The 2156-nt window shown below is 74.2% G+C and carries 2 protein-coding genes; one reads left to right on the top strand and one right to left on the bottom strand.

The window, feature by feature from the left end:
* The first annotated feature begins 301 nt into the window (after positions 1-301).
* The gene (locus H5J33_RS32310) at positions 302-1426 is read left to right on the top strand and encodes a glycoside hydrolase family 26 protein (RefSeq protein ID WP_181798283.1); all 1125 of its coding nucleotides are present in this window, start codon (positions 302-304) and stop codon (positions 1424-1426) included.
* Between the two features lie 99 nt (positions 1427-1525).
* Here H5J33_RS32310 and H5J33_RS32315 read toward each other — a convergent pair.
* A partial coding sequence (locus tag H5J33_RS32315; protein WP_181798284.1) for a GNAT family N-acetyltransferase occupies positions 1526-2156 on the bottom strand: 631 nt, incomplete at its 5' end.

The following is a 2156-nucleotide window of genomic DNA, read 5'->3' on the forward strand; positions in this document are numbered from 1 at the left end:
TCAACCAGGCTTTGATCCGGGGGTTTCCGAATGGGGAAAACCTCCCGCCCGCACAGCACCTCCACCCGGTGCTCCACCCGCTCGCGGATCCACCGGGAGCCGGCCGGGACGAGCACCCGCGCCGCGATCCCGGACCGCACCACCAGCAGGTCGTACATCGGCGATGTGCTTGCTTTCGGTCGCGTCGGCCCGTGCGGGGGACCCGGGGCCGGACGCGGCGACCGCACCGGCTTTTTTCGTATAGATATGACTGGGTGTCAGGAAAAAGTGACGCGTGGTGACACGCGGAGGGGAGAGGTGGATGGCCTCACACCGGCGCGGGGTGCCGGCCGTGCGCGCGGCCTCGGCCCTCACCTCGATCATCGCGATCGTCGCCCTGGTCCTGGCGGCGGCCGGTCCCGGAACCGCCGCGGACGGCCCGGCGCCCTCCGTGCCCGAGCGGACCGCCGCGCCCTTCGGGGCGTTCCTCGACTCCGGTCCGGACGGGGTCGCGCGGATGGCCGGACTGAGCCACTGGCTCGGCGGGGCGGAGCTGAAGGTCGCCCACACCTATCTGCCCGGCGGCCTGTGGGAGGACATCGAGGGCCCGCCCGGCTTCCTGGAGCCCTGGGCCGGCTGGCGGCGCGAGCGGGCCGACCGGACCCTCGTCCTCAACGTGCCGATGCAGGAACGCGACGAGGAGGACATCCCGGACGAGGAGGTGCGCGGGCTGCTGCGGCAGGGCGCGGACGGCGCGTTCGACGGGCACTTCCGGACCCTGGCCGAGCGGCTGGTGACGCTGGGGGTGCCGGACACGGTGATCGTCCTGGGCTGGGAGATGAACGGCACCACCTACACCCATCGCTGCGCACCGGACCCCGCGGCCTGGAAGGCGTACTGGAACAGGATCGTCGCCGCCATGCGCGCGGTGCCGGGCCAGCGGTTCCGGTTCGACTTCGCGCCGAGCCGCGGCCGGGACGCCGTGCCCTGGACCGAGTGCTACCCCGGGGACGACACGGTCGACATCCTCGGCATGGACTCCTACGACCAGCCGGCCGGGGTGACCTTCGCCCAGCAGGTGAGCGAGCCCTACGGCCTCCAGTGGCACGTGGACTTCGCCGCGGCCCACGGCAAGCCCGTGTCGTACCCGGAATGGGGCCTGTTCCGCAACGGCGACAACGCCGAGTACATGCGGCACATGCTCGCCTGGATCGGTGAACACCGGCCGGTCTACCACACGCTGACCGACTACTGCCCGCACGGCGTGTGGCAGTGCCCGGCCAACCCGCGCTCGGCACGGGTCTACCGGACCGCCCTGTACGGCGGCACCGGGCAGCCCCCGCCGCTCCCGCCCGCCTGCACCCCGTCGGTCCTCGGCGACTGGGCCGCGTACTGGTTCGGCCGCCGGCCGTGCTTCCCCTTCGACCGGTGGCCCGCAGGCCGCTAGGACCTGTCGCTTGGCTCACGCCGCGGACGCGGGGCCGGCATGACAGGGCGCCGCCGATGCCCCGCGACCTGATCCGGACGACAGGCCACAGCCGGGGGCTCAGTCCCGGCCGCGTGCCCGCCACCGGTGCCGTACCTCCCTGCCCCGCTGCCGGGCCCCCGCCCCGCACAGCGCGGCCGTCAGCAGCGGGGCGGTGTGCGCGCGGGCCATCAGCAGCCGCTGGTTGACGACGCGTTCGGGCCGCCAGTGGTGCTTGTACGGTTCGTCGCCGCGCAGCAGGCTCAGCGTCCCGTGCCCGCCGCCCGCCAGCTCGGCACAGGCGTCCAGCAGCATCACCGCCACGTCCGCCCGGCGCTCCCGCAGGGCCGGATGGGCGCCGTAGAGGTAGCCGCCGGCCATGCCGTCCGAGAGCAGGGTCAGGTCCACGGCCACCACCTCGTCGGCGATCCGGAACTCGGTGACCACCGCGTTGCCCGAGTCCACCATCGGGCCCACCGCGCGCAGCAGGTGCGCCCGGAACCGGGGCCGCAGGTGCTCGCTCGTCACCCCCCGGCCCTGCCACTGCAACCGGTGCAGCTCCAGCAGCCGGACCAGTGCCGTCTCCACCTCCTGCGGGCCCACCGACCGCCGCCGCACGCCCAGCGCGGCCAGCCGGCGCAGCTTGGCCCGCACCCGCTGGCCGGACTTGCCCGACGGCAGCCGGGCGATCAGCCCGTCCATGGGCAGCGCG

The organism is Streptomyces sp. WELS2 (assembly GCF_013870595.1).
GTDB lineage: Bacteria > Actinomycetota > Actinomycetes > Streptomycetales > Streptomycetaceae > Streptomyces.

What these genes read in the sequence shown, in the direction of transcription:
- H5J33_RS32310 (WP_181798283.1), top strand. Translation starts at nt 302, where the DNA reads ATGGCCTCACACCGGCGCGGGGTGCCGGCCGTGCGCGCGGCCTCGGCC.